The organism is Pseudomonas sp. MDV22-iso1, assembly GCF_058145095.1.
The window spans coordinates 1-24,268 of sequence record NZ_JBYVMF010000021.1; the positions used below are offsets into that span (position 1 = coordinate 1).

General features: G+C 57.8%; 24 protein-coding genes. 10 read left to right on the plus strand and 14 right to left on the minus strand.

Features of this window, described 5'->3' with window-relative positions:
- Window positions 1-107: 107 nt before the first annotated feature.
- Window positions 108-1,307 carry a tyrosine--tRNA ligase gene (gene tyrS / locus AC3ZVB_RS21435; protein ID WP_162436294.1) on the minus strand — a complete coding sequence of 400 codons (1,200 nt, stop codon included), beginning with the start codon at window positions 1,305-1,307 and terminating at the stop codon, window positions 108-110.
- A 212-nt stretch (window positions 1,308-1,519) separates the two neighbouring features.
- Between tyrS and AC3ZVB_RS21440 the strand changes: the two genes are divergently transcribed.
- The gene (locus AC3ZVB_RS21440) at window positions 1,520-2,944 is read left to right on the plus strand and encodes a peptidoglycan DD-metalloendopeptidase family protein (protein ID WP_490147682.1); all 1,425 of its coding nucleotides are present in this window, start codon (window positions 1,520-1,522) and stop codon (window positions 2,942-2,944) included.
- Between the two features lie 3 nt (window positions 2,945-2,947).
- Entirely contained in the window at window positions 2,948-4,039 is a 1,092-nt protein-coding gene (locus AC3ZVB_RS21445; RefSeq protein WP_490147683.1) for an anhydro-N-acetylmuramic acid kinase, read from the plus strand.
- Window positions 4,040-4,120: 81 nt separating this feature from the next.
- Here AC3ZVB_RS21445 and erpA read toward each other — a convergent pair whose 3' ends face one another.
- Entirely contained in the window at window positions 4,121-4,471 is a 351-nt protein-coding gene (erpA, locus tag AC3ZVB_RS21450) for an iron-sulfur cluster insertion protein ErpA (protein ID WP_007947969.1), read from the minus strand.
- Window positions 4,472-4,638: 167 nt separating this feature from the next.
- Window positions 4,639-5,673, minus strand: a complete 1,035-nt coding sequence (argC, locus tag AC3ZVB_RS21455) for an N-acetyl-gamma-glutamyl-phosphate reductase (RefSeq protein ID WP_490147684.1) — start codon at window positions 5,671-5,673, stop codon at window positions 4,639-4,641.
- 137 nt (window positions 5,674-5,810) lie between these two features.
- Between argC and hemJ the strand changes: the two genes are divergently transcribed.
- The 6 genes from hemJ (at window position 5,811) to coq7 (ending at window position 10,329) form a co-directional block, all read left to right on the plus strand.
- Window positions 5,811-6,239, plus strand: a complete 429-nt coding sequence (gene hemJ / locus AC3ZVB_RS21460) for a protoporphyrinogen oxidase HemJ (protein WP_162436290.1) — start codon at window positions 5,811-5,813, stop codon at window positions 6,237-6,239.
- A 33-nt stretch (window positions 6,240-6,272) separates the two neighbouring features.
- Window positions 6,273-7,241, plus strand: a complete 969-nt coding sequence (locus AC3ZVB_RS21465; RefSeq protein ID WP_490147685.1) for an NAD(P)H-dependent flavin oxidoreductase — start codon at window positions 6,273-6,275, stop codon at window positions 7,239-7,241.
- Window positions 7,242-7,313: 72 nt separating this feature from the next.
- Entirely contained in the window at window positions 7,314-8,288 is a 975-nt protein-coding gene (locus AC3ZVB_RS21470; RefSeq protein ID WP_490147686.1) for a DUF805 domain-containing protein, read from the plus strand.
- Between the two features lie 62 nt (window positions 8,289-8,350).
- Window positions 8,351-9,139: an SDR family NAD(P)-dependent oxidoreductase gene (locus AC3ZVB_RS21475; protein WP_490147687.1), complete on the plus strand. Its 789-nt coding sequence runs from the start codon at window positions 8,351-8,353 to the stop codon at window positions 9,137-9,139.
- Between the two features lie 80 nt (window positions 9,140-9,219).
- Window positions 9,220-9,558: a histidine triad nucleotide-binding protein gene (locus AC3ZVB_RS21480; RefSeq protein WP_008027110.1), complete on the plus strand. Its 339-nt coding sequence runs from the start codon at window positions 9,220-9,222 to the stop codon at window positions 9,556-9,558.
- Window positions 9,559-9,681: 123 nt separating this feature from the next.
- Complete coding sequence (gene coq7 / locus AC3ZVB_RS21485; protein WP_162436287.1) at window positions 9,682-10,329, plus strand: 2-polyprenyl-3-methyl-6-methoxy-1,4-benzoquinone monooxygenase; 648 nt, start codon at window positions 9,682-9,684, stop codon at window positions 10,327-10,329.
- A 144-nt stretch (window positions 10,330-10,473) separates the two neighbouring features.
- Here the strand turns inward: coq7 and AC3ZVB_RS21490 are convergent, their stop codons facing one another.
- On the minus strand, window positions 10,474-10,896 hold the full coding sequence (locus AC3ZVB_RS21490) for an OsmC family protein (RefSeq protein ID WP_008061600.1): 423 nt from the start codon (window positions 10,894-10,896) through the stop codon (window positions 10,474-10,476).
- Window positions 10,897-11,156: 260 nt separating this feature from the next.
- On the opposite strand from AC3ZVB_RS21490, the gene crp reads away from it, so the two are divergent.
- A complete protein-coding gene (gene crp / locus AC3ZVB_RS21495; protein ID WP_490147688.1) occupies window positions 11,157-11,801 on the plus strand; it encodes a cAMP-activated global transcriptional regulator CRP in 645 nt (214 codons plus the stop codon).
- Window positions 11,802-11,822: 21 nt separating this feature from the next.
- On the opposite strand, the gene AC3ZVB_RS21500 is transcribed toward crp, so the two are convergent.
- The 4 genes from AC3ZVB_RS21500 to AC3ZVB_RS21515 form a co-directional block, all read right to left on the minus strand.
- A complete protein-coding gene (locus AC3ZVB_RS21500) occupies window positions 11,823-12,545 on the minus strand; it encodes a lipoate--protein ligase family protein (RefSeq protein ID WP_490147689.1) in 723 nt (240 codons plus the stop codon).
- Between the two features lie 94 nt (window positions 12,546-12,639).
- A complete protein-coding gene (gene trpC / locus AC3ZVB_RS21505; RefSeq protein ID WP_490147690.1) occupies window positions 12,640-13,476 on the minus strand; it encodes an indole-3-glycerol phosphate synthase TrpC in 837 nt (278 codons plus the stop codon).
- Window positions 13,473-14,522 carry an anthranilate phosphoribosyltransferase gene (trpD, locus tag AC3ZVB_RS21510; protein WP_162436283.1) on the minus strand — a complete coding sequence of 350 codons (1,050 nt, stop codon included), beginning with the start codon at window positions 14,520-14,522 and terminating at the stop codon, window positions 13,473-13,475. Before trpD ends, trpC begins: the two co-directional genes overlap by 4 nt.
- Before the next feature lie 9 nt (window positions 14,523-14,531).
- Complete coding sequence (locus tag AC3ZVB_RS21515; protein ID WP_007980194.1) at window positions 14,532-15,125, minus strand: aminodeoxychorismate/anthranilate synthase component II; 594 nt, start codon at window positions 15,123-15,125, stop codon at window positions 14,532-14,534.
- 407 nt (window positions 15,126-15,532) lie between these two features.
- Between AC3ZVB_RS21515 and estP the strand changes: the two genes are divergently transcribed.
- Window positions 15,533-17,440: an esterase EstP gene (gene estP, locus AC3ZVB_RS21520; protein ID WP_162436282.1), complete on the plus strand. Its 1,908-nt coding sequence runs from the start codon at window positions 15,533-15,535 to the stop codon at window positions 17,438-17,440.
- A gap of 87 nt (window positions 17,441-17,527) precedes the next feature.
- Here the strand turns inward: estP and trpE are convergent, their stop codons facing one another.
- The 6 genes from trpE to AC3ZVB_RS21550 all read right to left on the minus strand — a co-directional run bounded on the left by trpE (window position 17,528) and on the right by AC3ZVB_RS21550 (window position 24,107).
- Complete coding sequence (gene trpE / locus AC3ZVB_RS21525; RefSeq protein WP_194693783.1) at window positions 17,528-19,009, minus strand: anthranilate synthase component I; 1,482 nt, start codon at window positions 19,007-19,009, stop codon at window positions 17,528-17,530.
- A gap of 71 nt (window positions 19,010-19,080) precedes the next feature.
- Complete coding sequence (locus AC3ZVB_RS21530) at window positions 19,081-19,899, minus strand: phosphoglycolate phosphatase (RefSeq protein ID WP_162436280.1); 819 nt, start codon at window positions 19,897-19,899, stop codon at window positions 19,081-19,083.
- On the minus strand, window positions 19,896-20,570 hold the full coding sequence (gene rpe / locus AC3ZVB_RS21535) for a ribulose-phosphate 3-epimerase (protein WP_008035979.1): 675 nt from the start codon (window positions 20,568-20,570) through the stop codon (window positions 19,896-19,898). Before rpe ends, AC3ZVB_RS21530 begins: the two co-directional genes overlap by 4 nt.
- Before the next feature lie 80 nt (window positions 20,571-20,650).
- Complete coding sequence (locus AC3ZVB_RS21540) at window positions 20,651-21,799, minus strand: iron-containing alcohol dehydrogenase (protein WP_490147691.1); 1,149 nt, start codon at window positions 21,797-21,799, stop codon at window positions 20,651-20,653.
- Between the two features lie 224 nt (window positions 21,800-22,023).
- Complete coding sequence (locus AC3ZVB_RS21545; protein ID WP_162436278.1) at window positions 22,024-22,848, minus strand: ABC transporter permease; 825 nt, start codon at window positions 22,846-22,848, stop codon at window positions 22,024-22,026.
- Window positions 22,849-22,859: 11 nt separating this feature from the next.
- On the minus strand, window positions 22,860-24,107 hold the full coding sequence (locus AC3ZVB_RS21550; RefSeq protein WP_490147692.1) for an ABC transporter permease: 1,248 nt from the start codon (window positions 24,105-24,107) through the stop codon (window positions 22,860-22,862).
- Between the last annotated feature and the right edge of the window lie 161 nt (window positions 24,108-24,268).

Here is a 24,268-nt window from a genome sequence, read left to right on the forward strand (position 1 = left end):
AAAACTGCGTAACTCTTTGTTTACCAAGGAGTTTTCCGTTTCGACTGCGCCGGAATTGGGGCGAATTATAGACCGTTACAATTCGCCGTCAACCCCTTATTTCACCTTTATTCCGATTTGAGCGTAATGCGCGCAAATGCCTTCTTTCCGGCCTGGCAGACATGGGTCGCGCCCAGCGCGTATATAAAGGTGCGATCGACAACCTCACCATCTATACGCACACCACCAGCATTCAGGAGATCACGCGCCACAGCCGAGTTTTTGACCAAGCCTGCCTTATTAAGGACGGCCGCAATCGGCATATCTTCAGCAGCAGCCAACTCAATCTCCGGCAAGTTCTCCGGCAGCTCGCCATCTTTCATGCGATTACCTGCTGCACGGTGAGCGTTGGCCGCAGCCTCTTCACCATGAAAACGCGCCACGATCTCTTCGGCCAGCTTGATCTTGATGTCACGCGGATTGGCACCCGACTCCACATCCGCACGGAATGCATTTATCTCATCCATGGAGCGGAAGCTGAGCAACTCGAAATAGCGCCACATCAGCGCATCCGGAATAGACACCAGCTTGCTGTACATGACACCAGGCGCTTCCTGAATACCGACATAGTTACCCAGCGACTTGGACATCTTCTTCACGCCATCCAGACCTTCCAGCAATGGCATGGTCAGAATGCACTGAGGCTCTTGACCATAACCACGCTGCAGCTCACGCCCCATCAAGAGGTTGAACTTCTGGTCCGTGCCGCCCAGCTCGACATCCGCGCGCAACGCAACAGAGTCATACCCCTGCACCAACGGATAGAGGAACTCATGAATAGCGATTGGCTGATTAGTCGTATAGCGCTTGTCGAAATCATCACGCTCGAGCATGCGTGCGACGGTGTACTGCGAAGTCAGCCGAATAAAGTCAGCCGGCCCCATCTGATCCATCCAGGTGGAGTTAAATGCCACTTCGGTCTTGGCCGGATCAAGAATCTTGAAAACCTGAGTTTTGTAGGTTTCAGCATTTTCGAGCACCTGCTCGCGAGTCAGCGGAGGACGCGTTGCGCTTTTCCCGCTCGGATCGCCGATCATTCCGGTGAAATCCCCTATAAGGAAGATCACCTGATGCCCAAGCTCCTGGAACTGGCGCAGCTTATTAATAAGCACGGTGTGACCCAGGTGCAAATCCGGCGCAGTCGGATCGAAGCCCGCTTTAATACGCAGCGGCTGGCCGCGCTTTAGCTTCTCAACAAGCTCTGACTCGACCAACAGTTCTTCCGCACCACGTTTGATCAGCGCTAGCTGCTCTTCAACCGACTTCATAACAGACCCGCAAGGCTCGAATTCAAAGGGTACCAACCATACAAGATCACGCCTCAAATACAAAGTTTGGCCGGCGCAATGACGCCAATCCGCTGGCAGAGTAACCACGGACTTGCTTCAGAGATGATTTGGTTATATTTTATACAGTTATTTCATCTTCATCATGTCATTCATCTATTCCAATTCATCTTCTTCAAAGTCAAAAATTACCTATGACCAAAGAATCGTCTAAAGCGCCGCCGCTTTACCCGAAGACCCACCTGCTCGCAGCAAGCGGTATTGCCGCCCTTCTGAGCCTGGCGCTTCTGGTATTCCCTTCCAGTGATGTTGAAGCCAAAAAGACAACCCTGAGTCTTGAACTGGAAAGCCCTGCTGAACAACTGACACAAGATCAAGACGCTGCTGAAGCCGCTCAAGCCACAAATGAGTCCGCAACCTCCCCTTTCGCGCAGATTGAAAACAGCGTTGAAGAAACCAAGGAAACCGCTCAGGTAGAACCTGCACCAGCGCCGGCTGTTGAAGAAAAGAAGGCCCCAAATCATCGGGAAGTGATCGTTTCCAAAGGCGACACGCTCTCAACCTTGTTCGAGAAAGTCGGCCTGCCGGCAGCGTCGGTACATGAAGTGCTGGCCAGCGATAAGCAAGCCAAGCAATTCAGCCAACTCAAGCATGGTCAGAAACTTGAATTCGAACTGAATCCGGAAGGTCAGCTGACCAACCTGCACAGTAAGGTCAGCGACCTTGAAAGCATTACCCTGACCAAGAACGACAAGGGTTATACGTTCAATCGCATTACCGCCAAGCCCACCGTACGCTCCGCCTACGTCCACGGCGTGATTAACAGCTCGCTGTCGCAGTCCGCCGCCCGTGCAGGCCTGTCCCACAGCCTGACCATGGACATGGCCAGTGTGTTCGGCTATGACGTCGATTTTGCTCAGGACATCCGCCAGGGTGACGAGTTTGACGTGATCTACGAGCAGAAAGTCGTCAATGGCAAGGCCGTCGGTAACGGCCCGATCCTGTCGGCACGCTTCACTAATCGGGGAAAGACTTACACTGCAGTGCGCTACACCAACAAACAAGGCAATAGCAGCTACTACACCGCTGACGGCAACAGCATGCGCAAGGCGTTCATTCGTACTCCGGTAGATTTCGCCCGCATCAGCTCCAAGTTCTCCATGGGCCGCAAACACCCGATTTTGAACAAAATTCGCGCTCACAAAGGGGTCGATTATGCTGCCCCACGCGGTACGCCGATCAAGGCCGCGGGTGATGGCAAGGTGTTGCTGGCCGGGCGCCGCGGCGGCTACGGCAATACAGTGATCATCCAGCACGGCAATACCTACCGCACGCTGTACGGGCACATGCAAGGTTTCGCCAAGGGCGTAAAGACTGGCGGCTCCGTCAAGCAAGGCCAGGTAATCGGCTACATTGGCACCACCGGCCTGTCCACCGGCCCACACTTGCATTACGAGTTCCAGGTCAACGGCGTACACGTCGACCCGCTGGGCCAGAAGCTGCCCATGGCCGATCCGATCGCCAAAGCCGAGCGCGCACGCTTCCTCGCGCAGAGCCAGCCGCTGATGGCGCGCATGGATCAAGAGAAGGCCACTATGCTCGCTTCGAGCAAGCGCTAAACCATGGCCCTCTATATAGGCGTGATGTCCGGGACCAGCCTTGATGGATTGGACATTGCGCTTATAGAGCTGACCCCGGCGATCAAACTGATCGCCACGCACTACATCCCCATGCCGGACTCATTGCGCGCCGAGTTGCTTGGCTTGTGCGCCAGCGGCCCAGACGAAATCGCCCGTTCCGCCATCGCCCAGCAAAACTGGGTGAAGCTGGCCGCCCAAGGCATCCACGCTCTCCTCGAACAACAAGACCTGAAACCTGAGGACATCCGCGCCATTGGCAGCCACGGCCAGACCATTCGCCACGAACCAGCGCGCGGTTTTACCGTGCAAATTGGCAACCCTGCCCTGCTGACCGAGCTGACGGGCATCACCGTGGTGAGCGACTTCCGTAGCCGCGACGTAGCCGCCGGCGGGCAAGGTGCTCCACTGGTGCCAGCCTTCCACGAAGCATTGTTTGAAGAGCAGGCCGGCAACCGCGCAGTGCTGAATGTCGGAGGTTTCAGTAACCTCAGCCTTATTGAACCCGGCAAACCCGTTGCGGGATTCGACTGCGGCCCGGGAAATGTTCTTCTGGACGCCTGGATTCATCAACAACGCGGCGACAACTTTGATCGCGACGGCCTTTGGGCTGCCACCGGCGAAGTCGAACCTGTCTTGTTGAAAGCGCTACTGAGCGATCCGTTTTTCGTCACCAAAGGCCCTAAAAGTACCGGCCGAGAAGTGTTCAACCTACCCTGGCTGACACAGCATCTTTCACTGTTGCCGACGTTCGCCATCGAAGATGTGCAGGCAACACTGCTGGAACTGACCGCCCTGACAATCACTGAGTCGTTGCAAAGCGCTCAATCAGATACGCGTGAGGTGCTGGTCTGCGGCGGCGGCGCGCACAACGCCACGCTAATGCATCGCCTGTCCCGTCTGTTACCCAACGTAAGAGTCTGCAGCACTGCCGCTTACGGCGTCGACCCGGATTGGGTAGAAGCGATGGCCTTCGCCTGGCTGGCCCACTGCTGCCTCGCAGGCATTGCCGCCAATCGCCCCAGCGTCACTGGCGCTCGAGGCTTGCGGGTGCTCGGCGCTATCTATCCCGCCTGACTGCTCCCCAGCAAACTCCAGACAGCAAAACGCCGCAAAACTCTCAGGTTATGCGGCGCTCGGTATTATCTTGAAGCGTATTCAGATCGAGAACGAAGAACCACAGCCACACGTGGTGGAGGCGTTCGGATTCTTGATCACAAAACGCGAACCCTCCAGACCTTCCTGGTAGTCCACCTCGGCACCTGCCAGGTACTGAAAGCTCATCGGATCAACGACAAGACTCACACCTTCGCGCTCAACGATCGTGTCGTCATCGGCCACTTCTTCATCGAAGGTGAAGCCGTACTGAAACCCGGAACAACCACCACCCGTAACAAATACGCGCAGCTTCAAGCGATCATTCCCCTCTTCATCGACCAGGCTCTTCACCTTGTGCGCAGCACCGTGGGTGAATTGCAAAGCCGTGGGGGTGAAGGATTCGACGCTCATGCTAACTATCTCCCGGCGTTACGCCGCCATAATGCGTGATGACGCGCATTATCCGCTTCTCCTAGAAAATCGGTCAACTATTGTTACGGTATATCAATCAAGCAAATCGTCAGACAAGAATGCAAAAAGGCCTGATATCCAGGCCTTTTTGCTGTTGGGGATAAGTCTTACGGCAACATGCCTGCATGGGAAAGACCCAGGCGCTCATCCAGACCGAACATGATATTGAGATTCTGCACCGCCTGGCCCGACGCCCCCTTCACCAGATTGTCGATAACCGACAATACCACGACGAGATCCCCATCCTGTGGACGGTGCACGGCAATTCGGCACACGTTCGCACCACGCACGCTACGGGTTTCCGGATGGCTACCGGCTGGCATCACGTCGACGAACGGCTCGTCGGCATAGCGTTTTTCGAACAGCGCCTGCAGGTCCACCGAGCGATCCACGACTGTCGCGTAGAGCGTCGAGTGAATGCCGCGGATCATCGGTGTCAGGTGCGGTACGAAGGTCAGGCCAACTTCCTTGCCCGAGGCACGGCGCAGACCCTGGCGGATTTCCGGCAAATGACGGTGACCTTTGACGGCGTAAGCCTTCATGCTTTCCGATGTCTCCGAGTACAGAGAACCTACGGCAGCGCCACGACCAGCACCGCTGACGCCGGATTTACAGTCAGCGATCAAACGCGTGGTGTCGGCCAGCCCCGCTTCGAGCAATGGCAGGAATCCCAGTTGGGTAGCAGTCGGGTAGCAACCAGGAACAGCAACCAGACGAGCCTGTTTGATTTGCTCGCGGTTGACTTCCGGCAAGCCATAAACGGCCTCTTCAAGCAATTGCGGAGCACCGTGCGGCTGTCCGTACCACTTCGCCCACTCATCAGCGTCTTGCAAGCGGAAGTCCGCGGACAGGTCGATGACCTTGGTCCCGGCCGCTAGCAGCTCACCCGCCAGGGCATGCGCGACACCGTGAGGCGTGGCGAAGAACACCACATCGCAGGCACCCAGGGTTTTGATGTCTGGAACGCTGAACGCCAGGCCGTCGTAGTGACCGCGCAGGTTTGGATACATATCAGCCACGGCCAGACCGGCCTCGGATCGGGAAGTGATGACCACCACTTCAGCTTGCGGATGCTGTGCCAACAGACGCAGCAGTTCGACACCGGTGTAACCCGTGCCGCCGACGATACCGACCTTGACCATAAACCTGCCCTCAAACGAAACCACTGGAAAGCCGTCGATAATAGGGCCCGCATCGCGCTGCGACAACCGGCAAGGTGACGCGCGGAGCCTCAAGCCTCTACTATCCAGGCTACCGTGAACCTGGGAATACCTAAAAAATGCTTTATCTATGGCTCAAAGCTTTTCATATCGTCAGTCTGGTCTGCTGGTTTGCCGGCCTGTTCTACCTGCCACGCCTGTTTGTCTATCACGCCCAAAGTGAGGACACCGTCAGCAAGGAGCGTTTCAGCATCATGGAGCGCAAGCTGTACCGCGGCATCATGGGACCGGCAATGATCGCCACGCTGATCTTCGGCATCGCACTGATCGCCATGAACCCCAGCATATTCAGCCAGGGTGCCTGGATTCACGCCAAGCTGACGCTCGTAGTGATTCTGATCGGCTACCACCACATGTGCGGCGCGCAGGTAAAACGCTTTGGCCGTGGCGAAAACACCCGCAGCCATGTCTTTTATCGCTGGTTCAATGAAGTGCCGGTTCTGATATTGCTGGCTATCGTAATTCTGGTCGTGGTTCGACCTTTCTAACTTCACTACGCGCTACTTTTCGGGGTACCTACAATGTCGCTGCCCGCTTTGCTTGAACAACGTTTGCGCCTACCGGTTGTGGCGGCGCCGATGTTCCTGATCTCCAATCCACAATTGGTACTCGCCTGCTGCCGTAATGGCGTAGTGGGGAGCTTCCCCGCGCTCAACCAACGCGAGAGCAGCGGCTTCAAGGCCTGGCTGGAAGAGATTGAAGCGGGTTTGGCGACACTGGAAAATCCGGCGCCCTATGCAGTAAACCTGATCGTCCACAGCAGTAACCCAAGGCTGCAAGCGGACCTCGCGATCTGTGTCGAACACAAGGTTCCCATTGTGATCACCAGCCTTGGCGCTGTGAAAGAACTGGTGGATGAGGTTCACAGCTACGGTGGGCTGGTGTTTCACGACGTGACGACCCGTCGCCATGCCGAGAAAGCTGCAGAGGCCGGGGTAGACGGCTTGATTGCAGTGGCGGCGGGCGCCGGTGGACATGCGGGCACCTGGAGTCCATTTTCCTTGATTGCCGAGATTCGCCAGTTCTTTGATAAAACGCTGCTGCTGGCCGGCTGTTTGAACCACGGCCACGAGATTCTTGCCGCACAATTGCTCGGCGCGGATCTGGCCTACTTCGGTACGCGATTTATCGGCACCACCGAAAGTCATGCGCCCGATGCCTATAAAGAGATGCTACTGAGTTCCAGAGCAGCCGACATCGTTCATACTCCAGCAGTGTCGGGTGTTCCGGCGAGCTTCATGCGTCAAAGCCTTGAGGCTGCCGGCTTCGACATGGCGGCATTGCAAGGCAAAGGGGAAGTTGACTTCGGCTCCAAACTCAAACCTGTAAGCGATGAAGCAAAAGCCTGGAAGACCGTATGGTCCGCCGGCCAAGGCGTAGGTGAAATCGATGACTTACCAGGCGTTGATGAACTGGTCGCGCGCCTCGACAGCGAATACCGCAAGGCGCTGGAACTGGCCGCAACGCTGCCGAAGCGCTGGCCTCGCTAAATGCAGAAACCGGTCGATTGCGATCGGCGTATGCATCTCTCATTCAAACACTCGCGACAAGGATGCCTCGCAATGAGCGAAAACCGTTTCAAGATCGTATTCGACGGCGCTCTGCTGCCAGGCGTCGATGTCACTACGGCCAAGCTCAATCTCGCCGAGTTGTTCAAAAGCGATGTAACGGCCATCGAACGACTGTTCAGTGGGCGCCCGGTTGCTCTCAAGCGTGACCTGTCGCACGCCGATGCCCAGACATATTTACAGGCACTAATGAAAACCGGCATTGATGCGCGGATCGAAAGCGAACCAACGATCGAGCTGGATTTGGCTGACGTTCACGAACCGGCCCCGTCCTACGCGCCCCCCTCGCCGGATCAGGATTCGCCCTATGCCCCGCCACGCGCCGCGGTCGGAGAAGCATTCCCCGACTTTGCTCCGCTCAAGCCGTTCAGCTTTCAGGGACGTATCGGACGCTTACGCTTTCTTGCCTGGACGATGGTCCTGACGCTCGTGACACTCGGCATCGGGATCGTGCTTGCGCTTTTTGGTCTGGCGCTTCTCAGTTCGGATTCAAACGCCGCGCTGATTCTTGCAGGTCTGCTGGCGTTCATCCTCGTCGTCGCACTGGGTTTTGTCAGTATCCAGTTCAGCGTCCAGCGTCTTCACGATATCGGTTGGTCCGGCTGGTTGTGGCTGCTGAACCTCGTCCCCTTTATCGGTAGCTTCTTTCCGTTCGTGATGATGGTTGTGCCGGGGAACAGCACGGCCAATCGGTACGGTGCACCGCCACCGCCCAACAGCAACGCAGTGAAAGTGCTTTCTGCGTTGTGGCTGGTGTTTATCGCGATCCTGTTCATTGGAGGGTTGGCGGGTGGCCTCACGGCAATTCAGGATGAATACGAAAACGCGACCCAGAGCAGCTACGAAAGTGACTCCGTCACCACCGAAGAGATCGAAGATCAGACCGCAGTGGAAGCAGAGCCAGCGCCAAATTCCGCTGACGAAGCAGCAGAAGAAGCCCAGCCCCCTGTAGACTCTACGAAAGAATGAACAGCGCTCCCCGCACGTGACACCCGCGTCACTGGCGCGGAGCTGTTGCGATGGAGAACTGAATGACCCGTTACGCTCTGATCACTGGCGCTTCCAGCGGCATCGGCCTGGCGATGGCTGAAGCGCTGGCCCGCCGTGGCCGCAGCCTGCTATTAGTGGCCCGACAGCGTGATCAGCTGGAAAGTATTGCGATCGAACTGACCCAGCGTTTTGGTGTGGAGGTACTGTTCCGAGCCTGCGATCTGGGAGAGCCCTTGCGGCTGTCCGGATTTTTGCTGGAGCTCGAGGAAGGTGACCGGCAGATTGATCTGCTGGTGAACTGCGCCGGTATTGGCACCTGTGGCCCCTTCCTGGCTCAGGACTGGATGACCGAACAGGACCTGATCGAGGTCAACATTCTGGCCCTTACTCGCCTGTGTCACGCCATCGGCAACACGATGGCCTTGCAGGGTGGCGGGCAGATTCTGAACGTTGCCTCCTTGGCGGCGTTCCAGCCTGGCCCATGGATGAGCACCTACTACGCCAGCAAAGCCTATGTGCTGAATTTTTCCGAAGGCTTACGCGTAGAACTCAAGAAATGTGCGATCAAGGTGTCGGTGCTCTGCCCCGGCCCTACCCGCACAGCGTTTTTCAGCACCGCTCAGATGGACACCGCCAAGCTTGAAAACAACAAGCGGATGATGAGTGCCGAAGAGGTTGCTCTTTACACCGTGCGAGCGCTGGAAAAAAATCGCGCCATTATTATTCCAGGTCAGTGCAACCGGTGGTTCGCCTTCCTGCCGCGCCTCGGCTCACGCTGGCTGAACCGGATAATCGCAGGCATGGTCAACAAGGCCTACTGCCCTCGCTGATCGGTCTTACGGCATAACACTGGGATGGTGTAGCTTGCGTGGGTACACTCAGGACTGCCTAAACAACGGAGAAAACAGCTGTGGATACTCTGTTCACCAAGATCATCAACCGGGAAATCCCGGCAAAGATCATTTACGAGGACGACCAGGTTCTGGCCTTCCACGACATCGCCCCGCAGGCACCCGTGCACTTTCTGGTAATCCCGAAGAAACCGGTGCGCACCCTGAATGACCTCACCGAGGACGACAAGGCACTGGCCGGGCATATCTTGTTCACAGCCCAGCGTCTCGCTCTGGAACTGGGTTGCGAAAAAGGCTTCCGCGTCGTGATGAACTGCAATGAAGAAGGCGGTCAAACCGTCTATCACATCCATATGCATGTGCTGGGTCAGCGTCAGATGCACTGGCCGCCGGGCTGATTGCACAAACCCTGCGGGAGAGGGCTTGTTCCAGGAGACGCCCTCTCCCCCAAATGACCCAACGCAAACCTTCACCGGCCGATTCGGTTAAACTGGCCGCCGAGATTCTTCCCGGAGGTCAGCATGACTACCCAACGTCACTACTCGCCGATTGACCGTCTACTGCTGCAAGCCGATGCGGCGATGCGTACCCTGCTACCGTTCAGTGGCCAGCCGTACCGTCCGTCCCCGGCTATCGTGCAGCCTGATGTGCAAATGAGCGACGAAGACACCCGGCACGTTGCCGGCCTGATGCGCATCAACCACACCGGCGAAGTCTGCGCCCAGGCGCTGTACCAAGGCCAAGCCCTTACGGCGAAACTGCCGCAAGTGCGTGCCGCCATGGAACATGCCGCCGAAGAAGAAATCGACCATCTGGTCTGGTGCGAACAACGCATCCATCAATTGGGCAGCCACACCAGCATTCTCAACCCGTTGTTCTACGGCATGTCGTTCGGAATAGGTGCGGTCGCCGGTTTGATCAGCGACAAAGTCAGCCTGGGGTTCGTCGCCGCCACCGAGCATCAGGTGTGCAAACACTTGAACGAGCACCTCGAGCAACTGCCAGCGGAAGATGAAAAATCCAGAGCAATTCTTGAACAGATGCGCACGGATGAAGAGCATCACGCGCAGAGTGCACTGGATGCTGGGGGCTTTCGCTTCCCGGCTCCTGTGAAATTCGGGATGAGCTTATTGGCCAAGGTCATGACCAAGAGTACTTATCGAATCTGACCTCAGGAGCAAGACTTGTCCCCGATGGCGATATTCAAGACGCAATCGCGGGCGATCCTTGCGCCAATCGAGTTTTGCATCAGCCAGTAAAAAGGCGACTGCCGTGAGGTAGTCGCCTTTTTTGCATCGGGGGGAATGTCGATTTCAACCGAGCTCAATGATCTCGTAGTCGTGGGTAATTTCCACGCCTGCCGCGCCGAGCATGATCGAAGCCGAGCAATACTTCTCGGCCGACAGCTCAATGGCGCGTTTGACCTGAGCTTCTTTCAGCCCGCGGCCCTTGACCACAAAGTGCATGTGGATCTTGGTAAATACCTTTGGATCTTCGGTGGCGCGCTCGGCTTCAAGGAAAGCTTCGCAGCTCTCTACCGCCTGACGGGACTTCTTGAGGATGCTGACCACATCGAAGTTGCTGCATCCGCCAACACCCAACAAGAGCATCTCCATCGGACGGACACCCAGGTTGCGACCGCCGGCATCAGGGGGACCGTCCATGACCACGACATGGCCGCTGCCGGATTCGCCGAGGAACATGGCTTCGCCAGCCCATTGGATGCGTGCCTTCATCGCCAAGACTCCACTACATAAAAAAGGGTCGCCAGCTTAGCACAGGGTCCTTGATTGACAGCGCTCACCTCCGTAGGACATAACCTTCGCCTGCGTAGGCAAAATCTCGAATGTTGCAGAAAGTGTCTGTTATGCTGGCGCCAATTCACTGGCGCATAGCCAGCTTGAAGCGAATAAGCAGTCCGTCCGCTCGCGGTCCGGGCCTTCGCAAGCGCCTAAAAAAAACCAAACACACCGTGCAGTCTTTTCGGGATACAACCATGGTTGCTATTGCTCCCACCCCAAAAATCAAAAACCTCGACAAGCTGCTGATGCATTGCCAGCGCCGCCGGTATCAGGCCAAGAGCAACATCATTTGTGCCGGCGATCGCTCGGAAACGCTGTTCTTTATTATCAAAGGTTCGGTCACCATCCTTATAGAAGATGACGATGGCCGTGAAATGATCATCGCGTACCTTAACTCCGGAGACTTTTTCGGAGAGCTCGGCCTGTTTGAACAGGCCGGTCTGGAACAGGAACGCAGTGCCTGGGTACGGGCCAAGATCGAATGCGAAGTCGCGGAGATCAGCTACGCAAAATTCCGTGAACTGTCCCTGCAAGACCCGGACATTCTTTACGTGCTTAGCGGACAAATCGCACAGCGTCTGCGCAATACAACGCGCAAAGTCGGCGATCTGGCGTTTTTCGACGTGACCGGCCGCGTTGCCCGCTGCCTTTTAGAACTGTGCAAGCAACCCGATGCCATGACGCATCCCGACGGCATGCAGATCAAGGTGACGCGTCAGGAAATCGGGCGGATTGTTGGCTGTTCACGAGAGATGGTCGGTCGCGTGCTCAAAGATCTGGAAGAGCGCAACCTGGTGGACGTCAAAGGCAAGACCATGGTGGTCTTCGGTACACGTTGAGTTACGCGTCAAGTTCGAAAACTAAGCCGCAACCACTTCCGCCAGCAACTGACGATAAAGCGTATCGAGCCGCTCCAGCGCATCAGGTGCGGTGAACTTTTCATGTAAGGCGATGTGGCTCTCGGCGCGAACCCGTTGATCCAGACCGCACGCCTCGTTGAACCGATTGACCGCTGCAGCCATCGACTCACGCTCGTTATCCAATAACAAAGCTCCGTGCACCAGGCCGACGGGACGCGTACCGCCCTTGCTTTGGCGCCAGCGCTGAGCAGTACCGACCATCTTGCGCCCGTCGAGGTTGACGTTAAAACGACCGTCGCAGAACGCGCCGTCGACTTCACCCAGAGACGACACGCCCCCCAACTCATCCAGAAGCTGACAGATCGGATCGCAAAGGCGCCGGTACGCGGTTTCGATGCGATTCAAATCCCCTTCCCGAGCAGGCGGTGCGTAAACCAGGGCAATATTGATGGTCGATGCCGACTGAGGCACTGGCTCACCGCCGGTTTCACGCAGCAACACAGGCCAGCCTGCAGCCGCCGATGCATCGCAGGCAGCCTCGAAACCAGGCAGGCGACTCAGGCGTCGAGGCATGACCAGCGCTTTATCGCTGGGTTGCCAGAACAACAGGCCGAATTCCGATTCACCGGAGCAAACCGAGGCCAGCAGATCCTGTTCGGCGAGCAGTCCAGCTTCTACGATTAGCGAGGTCGGGTGCATAAGAGAGTCCGTTTGACGGGTCATTCCATGGTGCATCTGAAGCCATCTTCGCCGGCAGGTTCACACCCACATCAGCCGCGTTCAATGTGAGCGTGAACCTGCTCGCGAAGAGGTCGAGTCAGTCGAGTGTCGAACCACTGATTGCAGTGCCGCGCTCAGGGAAAAACAGACGCTGCAATTCAGTGCCCGGGCTTTCAGCGCGCATGAACGCCTCCCCGACCAGGAACGCATACACATCGCTGATTTCCATCAGTTCAACGTCGGCGCGATTAAGAATGCCACTTTCAGTGATCACCAAACGATCCCGCGGAATACGCGGCAGCAGATCCAGCGTGGTTTCCAGACTCACATCGAAGGTATGCAGGTTGCGGTTGTTGACGCCCACCAGCGGCGTGTCGAGGGTTTTCAAGGCCCGCTCCAACTCATCGCCATCGTGCACTTCCACCAGCACATCAAGGCCGACGCTTTTTGCAACGGCTGCCAACTCGGCCATCTTCACGTCATCCAGTGCGGAGACGATCAACAGCACGCAGTCCGCACCCAGCGCCCGGGCTTCGATGATCTGGTACGGATCGATCATGAAATCCTTGCGAATCACCGGCAGTTTGCAGGCATCGCGAGCCTGTTGCAGGTACGCGTCGGCACCCTGGAAGTAATCGATATCGGTGAGTACGGACAGGCAGGTCGCGCCGCCCTTTTCGTAACTTTTGGCGATGTCGGCTGGAATGAAGTTCTCGCGAATCACGCCTTTGCTTGGTGATGCCTTCTTGATTTCAGCAATCACCGCCGGTTGTTTCAACTTGGCCTGAGCGATCAACGCCTCGGCAAAACCACGGGGTGCATCGGCCGCCTTGGCCAGACGTTCCAGCTCGGCAAGGCTCACACGAGCACTGCGCTCGGCAACTTCTTCGACCTTGCGCGCCAGAATGTTTTCCAGAACCGTCGGTACACTCATCCCTCATTCTCCACTCTGAATACCGCGGTAAATGCACCCAGCTCCTCAAGCTTTTCTCGAGCGAGACCTGTATGCAGCGCATCGTGCGCCAGGGCAACGCCCTCTTTCAAACTGGTGGCATGGTCGGCGGCGTAAAGCGCAGCACCGGCATTGAGCACAATCATTTCCGCCGCTTTCTGACCGTTTTCAGTCTTGCGCTTGCCCAGGGCATCGCGGATCAGTTCCAGCGAAGCCGCCGGGCTTTCAACTGCCAGGCCATGCAAGCTCTGGCTCTTCATGCCCAAATCTTCTGGCTCGACCCAATACTCTGTGATCTGGTCGTTCTTCAATTCCGCTACAAAAGTCGGTGCCGCCAGACTGAACTCGTCCAGGCCGTCCTTCGAGTGCACCACCAACACGTGTTTGCTACCAAGACGTTGCAAGACCTCGGCCAATGGCCGGCACAACGCCTGGCTGAACACGCCGACCACCTGATGTTTAACGCCAGCCGGATTCGTAAGCGGGCCGAGCATGTTGAACATCGTGCGCAGGCCCAGATCGCGTCGTGGGCCGGCGGCGTGCTTCATCGCACTGTGATGAGTCTGGGCAAACATGAAGCCGATGCCGACGTTATCGATGCAGCGCGCCACCTGAATGGGCGTCAGGTTCAGATAGATACCGGCCGCCTCCAGCAGATCAGCGCTGCCACTTTTACCCGATACCGCACGGTTACCGTGCTTGGCCACGGTGCAACCCGCAGCCGCGACCACAAACGAGGACGCGGTCGAAACGTTGAAGATATTGGCACCGTCGCCGCCAGTGCCCACTACGTCAACCACACCGTCCAGCGTCTTGAGTTCTACCTTGTCCGCCAATTCGCGCATGACCGACACCGCACCGACGATCTCGTCAATGCTTTCGCTCTTCATGCGCATGGCCATCATGAACGCGCCGATCTGCGCGTCCGTGCATTGCCCGGTCATGATTTCGCGCATGACATCACGCATCTCATCAGTGCTCAGGTCGAGGTGGCCGACGATACGGCTCAGGGCTGTCTTGATATCCATGGAAAGTCCTTAGCGCGTGCCGCCGGTTTGTTTGAGGAAGTTGGCGAACAGTTCGTGACCTTGTTCGGTGAGGATCGATTCGGGGTGAAATTGCACGCCTTCGATGTTCAGCGTCTTGTGGCGCAGGCCCATGATCTCGTCGACCGAGCCGTCCTCCAGCTGAGTCCATGCCGTCAGTTCGAGGCAATCGGGCAGGGTTTCACGCTTGACGATCAGCGAGTGATAGCGGGTCACCGTCAACGGACGATTCAGACCTGCAAAAACGCCCTTGTCCTCATGGAATACCGGACTAGTCTTACCGTGCATCACTTGACGGGCGCGGACCACGTCACCACCAAAGGCCTGGCCGATGGACTGGTGACCGAGGCAAACACCTAAAATAGGCAGCTTGCCGGCAAAATGCTTGATCGCTTCAATGGAAATGCCTGCTTCGGTCGGGGTGCATGGACCCGGCGACACGACGATGCGCTCCGGGTTGAGCGCTTCGATTTCGGCAATGGTGAGTTCGTCGTTGCGCACGACTTTGACTTGGGAGCCGAGCTCACCAAGGTACTGCACAACGTTATAGGTAAAAGAGTCGTAATTATCGATCATCAGCAACATGGCGCTTGGAACCTCTTGAATTCACTGACTTTGAACATGACCTTCAAACGATTACCCGCGGAGCGCTGCGCTTTGTCAGGTGCTGGAGTGGCGCCAGCAAAGCGGCAATTGAAACGGGTAAAGAAGGTAAATCGGTACAGGACCGGCGAGGCCGGCAAAGGAATTCAGGCGCGCCAACGCCAGCGGGCGTGTGCCTTGATGACTTGATCCAGAAGTTTGCTGATGATCAACACGGGGAAGGTCTCATTCATACGTCTCGGCACAGTAACTTAGCTGGGCGGAGCGTGCAATATGGTGGGGCCGACGGCTGGGGAAACTATCGAAGGGTTCGTGACCGATGGCAAAAGGCCGGAAGATTTTGGTACTGTCGTTTCGTTCACTACAACAATAAATAAACGGACTTGCTCATGATCAAACAGACGCTGTTTGTACCGCTCGCCGGATGCTTGCTCGCAATGGCCTGCGCCCAGGCGATCGCCGCTCCAAATCCTTATTCGAATTTCGTCGTCTTCGGCGACAGCCTCAACGATGCCGGGACCTTTACCGACACGGGCGGTCCTGCCGGTGCGACCCAGCGCTACACCAACCGGACCGGACCGCTCTATCAGGATGGCAGCGGCGAATTCCGCTCGCTCAATTCCACGCAGTTGCTGGGTGGACGGCTGGGTTTCACTCCGGACGAGACGGCTGCTTCGAGCTCAGCCGTACGCGCCAATCAGGGCCTTCCGGATGGCAACAACTGGGCCGTAGGCGGGTATCGCACCGATCAGATCCTTGACTCCATTACCACCCAATCCGCCACGGGCGAACGCACCCGAGCCGGTTACCTGCCATCGAACAACTTCCGCGCCGATCCGAACGCGCTTTACTACCTCTCCGGCGGAGGCAACGACTTCCTGCAAGGGCGCATCCTCAGCCCCGCCCAAGCCAACGCGGCAGCGGACCGACTGGCGGACAGCGTGCAGGTCCTGCAAACCGCCGGCGCGAAGTACGTCATGGTGTGGCTGCTGCCTGACATCGGCCTGACGCCAGCCATCAACGGCACGGGGTTACAAACAGCGGCCACGCAGCTCAGCAACCAGTTCAACCTGCAGCTGGTGCAACGTCTGCAGGGCATCAACGCAGAAATCATTCCGTTGAACATTCCGTTGCTGTTGCAAGAGTCGTTCGCGGACCCGGGCCGATTCGGCCTCGCGACTGACCAGAACCTCACGGCCACTTGCTTCAGCGGTAACGGCTGCACGGAAAACGCCAGATACGGCATCAACAGCGCCACCCCGGACCCGAGCAAGCTGATTTACAACGACGGGGTTCACCCCACCGAAGCCGGACAAAAGCTGATTTCCGATTACGCCTACTCCTTATTGGCAGCGCCATGGGAACTGACGCTGTTGCCGGAAATGGCCCACGCCACATTACGTGCTCACCAGGACGAATTGCGCAGCCAATGGCAATCGGATTGGGAGAGCTGGCAGGCTGTAGGACAATGGCGGGCAATCGTCGCCGGTGGCGGACAGCATCTTGATATCGACAGCCAATCCAGCGGCGCCAGTGCCGATGGCAGCGGCTACAACCTGAATATCGGTGGCAGCTATCGTCTGAATGACGCCTGGCGCGTCGGCGTAGCGGCAGGCTTTTATCGTCAAACCCTGGAAGCCGGCAGCAACGATTCGGACTACAAACTCAACAGCTACCTCGCCACCGCCTTCGCCCAGTTCCAGCAGAACCGCTGGTGGGCAGATGCCGCGCTGACCGGCGGCAAGCTGGATTACGACAACCTCAAACGCAAGTTCGACCTGGGTGCCAGCGAAGGTGCGGAGAAAGGTGATACTGACGGCCATCTCTGGGCGTTCAGTACTCGCGTGGGTTACGACATCGCGCAACCTGGCAGCCAATGGCACCTGTCGCCGTTCGTGAGCGCTGATTATGCCAAGGTAGAGGTCGACGGATATTCGGAGAACAGCAACCGCGCCACAGCGTTGAACTTCGATGACCAGACCCGTGATTCGAAGCGCCTGGGCCTGGGTCTGCAGGGCAAGTATCAGATCACTTCGCAAACCCGGGTGTTTGGTGAATACGCCTACGAGCGCGAGTACGAAGACGATGTGCAGAAAGTGAACATCGCCCTCAACAGCTTGCCGGCCAACGACTTCAAACTCGTAGGCTATACACCGCAAAGTCATTCGAATCGGGTGAATCTGGGCGTCAGTCACAACCTCACCCAAGACCTGGCGCTGCGGGCCAGCTACCTCATTCGCAAGGATGATGACTTTACCCAGCAAGGCGTCAACGTCGGCGTTGCGCTGGATTTCTGATCCGGCAAACAGCACGCATAAAAAAACGCGACGCCCTCACAGGCGCCGCGTTTTTTTGAATTGAGCAACATCCAGGCGGAAGCGAACTCAGCTTTCTGGAGTCTGCTCAGCCAGCGCCACCGCGCGAAACATCGCACGACGCTTGTTCAAGGTTTCTTCCCATTCCAGCGCCGGCACGGAGTCGGCAACGATGCCGCCACCGGCCTGCACATGCAGCTCGCCGTTCTTGATCACGGCGGTGCGAATCGCAATCGCGGTGTCCATGTTGCCGTTCCATGCAAAGTAGCCAACCGCGCCACCGTAGACGCCACGCTTGACCGGTTCCAGCTCGTCGATGATTTCCATCGCGCGGATTTTCGGCGCGCCGGACAACGTGCCGGCCGGCAGAATTGCCCGCAACGCGTCCATCGCCGTCAACCCGGCTTTCAACTGCCCGGTGACGTTGGAGACGATGTGCATCACGTTGGAATAACGCTCGATCACCATCTTCTCGGTGAGTTTCACCGAGCCGATTTCCGAAACACGGCCGGTGTCGTTGCGACCCAGGTCAATCAGCATCAAATGCTCGGCGATCTCCTTGTCGTCGGACAGCAGGTCTTTTTCCAGCGCCAGATCAGCCTCTTCGTTGGCACCACGTGGGCGGGTGCCGGCAATCGGTCGGACGGTGATCAGATTGTCTTCAACCCGCACCAGCACTTCCGGCGAACTCCCCACGACATGGAAGTCGCCGAAGTTGAAGAAGTACATGTAAGGCGTCGGGTTGAAGCAGCGCAGCGCCCGGTACAGATCAATCGGCGCTGCCTTGAAGTCGATCGACATGCGCTGGGACGGCACGACTTGCATGCAGTCACCGGCGAGGATGTATTCCTTGATGGTGTCGACGGCTTTCTCGTAATCGTTCTGGGTGAAACTGGAACGGAAGATCGGGTCAGCAGACTGCTGTTTGCTGAAATCCAGCCCACGTCGCGGGGTAATCGGTTGGCGGAGTTTTTCCAGCAGTTCCTGCAACCGCGCCTGACCTTGTTCGAACGCATCCTCTTGGGATGGATCGGCCAGAACAATGGCGTGCATCTTGCCGGCGAGGTTGTCGAACACCACCACCGCGTCGGACACCATCAGCAGAATGTCCGGCACGCCCAGCGGATCCGGGTTCGGGCATTTGCCCAGACGCTTTTCCACATAACGCACGCAGTCGTAACCGAAGTAACCCACCAGGCCGCCATTGAAGCGCGGCAGGCCGGCGATGGTCGGCACGTTGTACCGAGCCTTGAATGCTTCGACGAAGGCCAGTGGATCTTCGGCTTCGTGGCTTTCGATCTCGATGCCGTCATGGGTCACGCTGACGTGATGGTCATGGACCCGCAACACGGTGCGGCATGGCAAACCGATGATCGAGTAACGGCCCCACTTTTCTCCGCCCTGAACCGATTCCAGCAGATAGGAATTAGGTTCGTCAGCCAGTTTCAGGTAGATCGACAGCGGCGTGTCGAAGTCGGCAAGAGTTTCGCAGGCAAGCGGGATACGGTTATAGCCGGCAGCGGCCAAACGCAGGAATTCTTCGCGGATCATGGGGTAGCCTCGTGGCTTGAGGGTCTAACAGTCAGGTATGCAAACGCGCCGGATAACCGGCCAGAATCGAGTCAGGCGCGCCAACGCCAGCGGGCCAGGGCCTTGATGACTTTCATCCAGAGTTTGCGAGTGACCACCACGATGGCGTTTCCAGAAGGGGGTTGAACAGCGTCGGGCAACGTTATCCCAGAGGCAGAATCCAGGCAACCGGGAATTAGCTTGCGCAGATCGTCGATGACCAGCGCCGGCAACTCTTCGGCAATCGGCCGGCCATGGTTATAGCCATAGCTCAGCGCTACACACTTGACCCCTGCCGCTTTCGCCGCCAGCACATCGCTGCGCGAATCGCCGACGAACAAGGACTGTGAAGCCGGAATGTTGGCCATCTTCATCACAAAGAACAGTGCTGCCGGATCGGGTTTCTTCTGCGGCAGGGTATCGCCGCCAATGATCCATTTGAAGTAGCGACCGATCTTCATCTGATCCAGCAATGGCGCGACGAAACGCTCCGGCTTGTTGGTGATCAGCGCCATCTCCACACCCTGCTTGTGCAGCCATTTCAGAGTGTCGCGCACGCCGGGGTAAACAACGGTCAGCTCATGGCTCTCGCTGTAAGCCTCCATGAAAATCTCCAGCGCGCCTTCCGCTTCACCGTCATCGACCGTCGAATGGTCAATGCCACCCGCCAGCGCTCGACGAACCAGCACCGGAGCACCGTTACCGACCCATTCGCGGACAGCGTTCAGGCCGGCAGGCTGTCGACCGAGCTTGAACAGCATGTTATCCACAGCCACTGCGAGGTCCGGGACCGAATCGATCAGCGTGCCATCCAGATCGAACATCACCAGCCGCGGCAGAGACCCCGGGAACAGCTGTTCAAAGCCACTCATGGGCGAGCCAGCGCCAGTTCGGAACGCATCTTCTCGATCACTTCCTGGTAGTTCGGCGCATTGAAGATGGCCGAGCCCGCAACGAAGGTATCGGCGCCGGCAGCGGCGATTTCACGGATGTTGTTCACGTTTACACCGCCGTCGATTTCCAGGCGAATGTCACGTCCGGAAGCGTCGATCAGGGCGCGCGCTTCACGCAGCTTGTCGAGGGTGCCTGGAATGAACTTCTGGCCGCCAAAACCCGGGTTGACGCTCATCAGCAGAATCATGTCGACCTTGTCCATCACGTATTTGAGTACGTCCAGCGGTGTTGCCGGATTGAACACCAGGCCCGACTTGCAGCCGCCTTCACGGATCAGTTGCAAGGAGCGGTCAACGTGCTGAGTGGCTTCCGGGTGGAAGGTAATGTACGTCGCCCCCGCCTCGATGAAGTCACCGACGATGCGGTCTACCGGGCTGACCATCAGGTGCGCATCGATCGGCGCGGTCACGCCGTACTTGCGCAGTGCCGCGCAGACCATCGGGCCGATGGTCAGGTTGGGTACGTAATGGTTGTCCATGACATCGAAGTGCACGAAGTCGGCGCCAGCGGCCAGGACGTTGTCCACTTCTTCACCCAGTCGGGCGAAGTCAGCGGAGAGAATCGACGGAGCAATTACGAAGGGCTGCATGACGCACCTTTTCTGAGCAAAATCACGATGGCGCGCATTGTATACCTCATGCTTTGACGCGCGCACCGTGAGCGCGATGATCAGTAGGCCGCTCGGTAGATCTTCTCGATATCGACGGCACTCAACTTACGTGGATTATTGCGCATCAGGCGTTCGATCCCGGCGGCTTCCACGGCCATGGCCGGGATGGCGTCTTCGGGCACGCCGAAACTGCGCAGTCCTTGAGGAATTTCTACCGCAGCGCACAGCTCGGTCATCGCCTCGACCGCTTTATCCGCCGCTTCGTTAGCGCTCAAATGAGCAGTCTTCACCCCCATGGCCTCGGCAATATCCTGCATGCGCTCGACGCAGGCCATCTTGTTCCAGGCCATCACATAGGGCAGCAGCAGTGCATTGCTGACACCGTGGGCAATATTGAAACGCCCGCCCAGGGGATACGCCAGCGCATGCACCGCGCCGACCCCCGCATTACCAAACGCCATGCCGGCCATCAGACTGGCGGTCGCCATGTCCTCGCGGGCCTGCAGGTGGGTCGGGTTGGCGTAGGCCTTGGGCAATGCCTTGGCGATCAGTTTGATCGCACCAATGGCCAAGGCGTCGGTGATCGGAGAGGCATTGACCGACAAATAGGATTCGATGGCATGGACCAGCGCGTCGACACCACTGGCAGCAGTGACACTGCGGGGGCAGGTCAGGGTCATCTGTGGGCTGACCAGCGCCACGTCCGGTAATAGATAGTCGCTGACGATGCCTTTCTTGAGCTGCGCAACCTTGTCGGAGAGGATCGCTACATTGGTCACCTCCGAGCCGGTACCCGCCGTCGTCGGGATGGCGATCAGCGGCGGACCTTTGCGCGGCACCTGATCGATACCGAACAAGTCCTCCAGCGCGCCGTGATAACCCGCATAGGCCGCAACGCTCTTGGCGATGTCGATCGCACTCCCGCCGCCCAATCCGATCAAGCCGTCATGCCCGCCTTCACGGTAAACCCGCATGCAGTCTTCGACGATGGCGATTTCCGGGTCCGGCAGCACCCGGTCGAATATCTCGTAGGTACGACCGCCCAGCTGCGTCAGCGCCAGCTCGACGGTTCCGGATTTGACCAGGGCCGCATCGGTGACGATCAGCGGGTGGTCGACATCCAGGCGTGTCAGTTCAGCGGCCAACTGCTCGATGGCGCCTGCGCCGGTGATCAGTTTGTGAGCGATTTTGAAAGAGGAAAGACTCATGTGCGCAGCCTCTTATAGACAGGGGAGCTGGGCACAATAGTAGCTGGGGATTTGGGGTTGTCTGATATTCAGGTCATGAATGACCTGCGATCCGGAGAAACTACATAATCCCCTGTAGGAGCTGTCGAGTGAAACGAGGCTGCGATCTTTTGACTTTGGATTTTAAAAACAAGATCAAAAGATCGCAGCCTCGCTTCACTCGCCAGCTCCTACAGAGATTGGTGTTACACCTGCGCAGTACGCAGTTTCTCGCTGCGTCCGCGCAGCCATTCCAGGGTCAGCAGCAGGATCACCGAGAAAGCAATCAAGAGCGTTGCCGCAGCAGCAATGGTCGGGCTGAGGTTTTCGCGGATGCCGCTGAACATCTGCCGAGGCAAGGTCGCTTGTTCAGGACCGGCGAGAAACAAGGTCACCACCACTTCATCGAACGACGTCGCGAAGGCAAACAGCGCACCGGAAATCACGCCGGGGGCGATCAACGGCAACGTCACTCGACGAAACGCGGTGAGTGGCGAAGCGCCCAGGCTGGCCGCCGCACGCACCAGGTTGTGATTAAACCCCTGCAGTGTCGCCGACACCGTAATGATCACAAACGGCACACCCAGTACCGCGTGCACCACGATCAGCGAAAAGAAGCTGTTGCCCAGCCCCAGCGGCGCAAAAAACAGGTAGCTGGCCACACCGATGATCACCACCGGCACCACCATCGGCGAAATCACCAGCGCCATCACCAGAGCTTTGCCCGGAAAATCGCCACGGGTCAGTCCAATCGCCGCCAGCGTGCCGAAGATCATGGCCAATACGGTGGCTGCCGGTGCGACGATGATGCTGTTCTTCAACGCACGCATCCATTCCGCCGAGGCGAAGAAGTCCTGATACCAGTGCAGTGAAAAACCTTGCAGCGGATACACCAGGAAACTCCCGGAGTTGAACGACAACGGAATGATCACCAGCACCGGCAGAATCAGGAACAACAGGATCAGTCCGCAGAGGATGCGCAAACTGTAGAACCACACCCGTTCGATGGGCGACATATAAGGATTCAGCATTTCGTTCTCCCTTAGCTCAGGCGCAGGCGACTGGCGCCCACCAGCCAGCTGTAAATCAGATAAAGCACCACAGTCGCCAGCAGCAGTAACCCACCGAGTGCGGTCGCCATGCCCCAGTTGATGCTGGTGTTGGTGTAGAAGGCGACGAAGTAACTGACCATCTGATCGTTCGGGCTCCCGAGCAAGGCCGGGGTGATGTAGTAGCCGATGGCAAGGATGAATACCAACAGGCAACCGGCACCGACACCGGCATACGTCTGCGGGAAGTACACCCGCCAGAAACTGGCAAACGGGTGGCAGCCCAGTGAAATCGCGGCGCGCATGTAAGTCGGCGAGATGCCTTTCATGACGCTGTAGATCGGCAGGATCATGAACGGCAGCAGGATGTGCACCATCGATATGTAGACCCCGGTACGGTTGAACACCAATTCGAGTGGCTTATCGATAATGCCCATGGCCATCAGGCCGCTGTTGATCAAACCACCCGACTGCAAGAGCACGATCCAGGCCGCAACCCTGACCAGAATCGAGGTCCAGAACGGCAGCAGTACCAAAATCATCAGCAGGTTGCTTTGACGGGACGGCAGGTTGGCCAGCAGGTAGGCCAACGGATACGCCAGCACCAGGCAGATCGCCGTGATGACCAGACCCATCCAGAAAGTCCGGGCGAAGATGTCGAGGTAAATCGCCTGGTCGGGTGTGGCCGGGGCAATTTCGCCGAGGTCGTCGATGCGGTGATCGACAGCCGCCAGCAGGTAGTACGGCGTGATGTTGCTGGTGTTACGGCGCACCGCTTGCCAATAGGCCGGATCACCCCAACGCTCGTCGAGACTTTCCAGCGCTTCTTTATAAGAGGCGGGCTCAGCGGCGAACGGCAAAGCACGGGCGGTTTTGGTCAGCAGGCTGCGGTAGCCGGCCAACTCCATGTTCAAGCGCTTGGACAGATCGCCCAAGGTCTGGTTTTTGCGGGCTTCGGCGAGGTCTTCGCTGGCAGCTTTGTAAACCGGTTCAGCGGGCAAGCCGCGGCCGTCCCAACTGGCAATGGCAGCCACGGTGCGCGGCATGCCGCCGACAACTTCCGGGTTACCCACACTTTTGTAGAGCAGCGCCACGATCGGCACCAGGAACACCAGCAACAGAAACAGCACCAGTGGCGCGATCAAGGCCTGGGCCTTCCAGCGGTTGATCCGCTCGGCATGCTTGAGCCGCTGCTTCAAGGTGGGGTCAGTGCCCGCGTTCAGGGGAATGGCGGTAGCCATGGCGTACTCCGGAAATCTTTGATCAGTCGTTGAAGTGGGAGCGAACTGGTGTGGCGAGAAAGCTTGTGTGGCGAGGGGATTTATCCCCGTTGGGTCGCGAAGCGGCCCCAAAACCTGCGACTAAGGAGTTTCAGGTACACGCACTCACCGAATTCGCGACT

Bases quoted from the DNA above. Each gene is read 5' to 3' on its own strand.
- AC3ZVB_RS21530 (WP_162436280.1), bottom strand. From the start codon at position 19,899: ATGAGTGGCTTTGAACAGCTGTTCCCGGGGTCTCTGCCGCGGCTGGTG.
- erpA (WP_007947969.1), bottom strand. From the start codon at position 4,471: ATGAGCGTCGAATCCTTCACCCCCACGGCTTTGCAATTCACCCACGGT.
- rpe (WP_008035979.1), bottom strand. From the start codon at position 20,570: ATGCAGCCCTTCGTAATTGCTCCGTCGATTCTCTCCGCTGACTTCGCC.
- AC3ZVB_RS21440 (WP_490147682.1), top strand. From the start codon at position 1,520: ATGACCAAAGAATCGTCTAAAGCGCCGCCGCTTTACCCGAAGACCCAC.
- estP (WP_162436282.1), top strand. From the start codon at position 15,533: ATGATCAAACAGACGCTGTTTGTACCGCTCGCCGGATGCTTGCTCGCA.
- AC3ZVB_RS21550 (WP_490147692.1), bottom strand. From the start codon at position 24,107: ATGGCTACCGCCATTCCCCTGAACGCGGGCACTGACCCCACCTTGAAG.
- hemJ (WP_162436290.1), top strand. From the start codon at position 5,811: ATGCTTTATCTATGGCTCAAAGCTTTTCATATCGTCAGTCTGGTCTGC.
- AC3ZVB_RS21545 (WP_162436278.1), bottom strand. From the start codon at position 22,848: ATGCTGAATCCTTATATGTCGCCCATCGAACGGGTGTGGTTCTACAGT.
- AC3ZVB_RS21540 (WP_490147691.1), bottom strand. From the start codon at position 21,799: ATGAGTCTTTCCTCTTTCAAAATCGCTCACAAACTGATCACCGGCGCA.
- crp (WP_490147688.1), top strand. From the start codon at position 11,157: ATGGTTGCTATTGCTCCCACCCCAAAAATCAAAAACCTCGACAAGCTG.
- trpD (WP_162436283.1), bottom strand. From the start codon at position 14,522: ATGGATATCAAGACAGCCCTGAGCCGTATCGTCGGCCACCTCGACCTG.
- AC3ZVB_RS21465 (WP_490147685.1), top strand. From the start codon at position 6,273: ATGTCGCTGCCCGCTTTGCTTGAACAACGTTTGCGCCTACCGGTTGTG.
- AC3ZVB_RS21470 (WP_490147686.1), top strand. From the start codon at position 7,314: ATGAGCGAAAACCGTTTCAAGATCGTATTCGACGGCGCTCTGCTGCCA.
- AC3ZVB_RS21515 (WP_007980194.1), bottom strand. From the start codon at position 15,125: ATGTTGCTGATGATCGATAATTACGACTCTTTTACCTATAACGTTGTG.
- argC (WP_490147684.1), bottom strand. From the start codon at position 5,673: ATGGTCAAGGTCGGTATCGTCGGCGGCACGGGTTACACCGGTGTCGAA.
- AC3ZVB_RS21490 (WP_008061600.1), bottom strand. From the start codon at position 10,896: ATGAAGGCACGCATCCAATGGGCTGGCGAAGCCATGTTCCTCGGCGAA.
- coq7 (WP_162436287.1), top strand. From the start codon at position 9,682: ATGACTACCCAACGTCACTACTCGCCGATTGACCGTCTACTGCTGCAA.
- trpE (WP_194693783.1), bottom strand. From the start codon at position 19,009: ATGATCCGCGAAGAATTCCTGCGTTTGGCCGCTGCCGGCTATAACCGT.
- tyrS (WP_162436294.1), bottom strand. From the start codon at position 1,307: ATGAAGTCGGTTGAAGAGCAGCTAGCGCTGATCAAACGTGGTGCGGAA.
- AC3ZVB_RS21475 (WP_490147687.1), top strand. From the start codon at position 8,351: ATGACCCGTTACGCTCTGATCACTGGCGCTTCCAGCGGCATCGGCCTG.
- AC3ZVB_RS21500 (WP_490147689.1), bottom strand. From the start codon at position 12,545: ATGACCCGTCAAACGGACTCTCTTATGCACCCGACCTCGCTAATCGTA.
- AC3ZVB_RS21445 (WP_490147683.1), top strand. From the start codon at position 2,948: ATGGCCCTCTATATAGGCGTGATGTCCGGGACCAGCCTTGATGGATTG.
- trpC (WP_490147690.1), bottom strand. From the start codon at position 13,476: ATGAGTGTACCGACGGTTCTGGAAAACATTCTGGCGCGCAAGGTCGAA.